Origin of the sequence: Acidovorax sp. FJL06 (assembly GCF_003852545.1) — a bacterium.
GTDB lineage: Bacteria > Pseudomonadota > Gammaproteobacteria > Burkholderiales > Burkholderiaceae_C > Acidovorax.
The window spans coordinates 1-360 of the sequence record NZ_QAJR01000084.1; the positions used below are offsets into that span (position 1 = coordinate 1).

A 360-nucleotide genomic window follows, 5' to 3' on the forward strand; every position below is an offset into this window, starting at 1 on the left:
GCTTGTCCATCAAGCGCTTGAAGCTATGAAATAAGGAGCGCGTCTGGGCGTGCCGGTGTGCAATGTACCGCAGATGCCCTGTTTGGCGGGTTGCCTGTTTTTTAAGCGACGCAAGGATATTCCTTGCAAATCAACCACTTAACGTTGTCATACAAGGCTTGTTCACAGTTATCCACAAGATTGTCCAGTGCCGGGCGGGATAACCGGGGCCCAGCCGGCCCTGGCTGCGGGGGTGTTGCCCGGGGCGGGAGGGCATCTGCTGGTTGCCTGTTTTTTGATCAATGCAAGGATATTCATTGCCAATCAATGACTTAGGCCAGTCATACAGGGCTTGTCCAAAGTTATCCACATGATTGTCCA

At 52.8% G+C, this 360-nt stretch carries 1 protein-coding gene; it reads right to left on the reverse strand.

The window, feature by feature from the left end:
- Nucleotides 1-130 precede the first annotated feature (130 nt).
- On the reverse strand, nt 131-360 hold a 230-nt coding region (locus DBV10_RS23265), incomplete at its 5' end, for a hypothetical protein (RefSeq protein ID WP_233590036.1).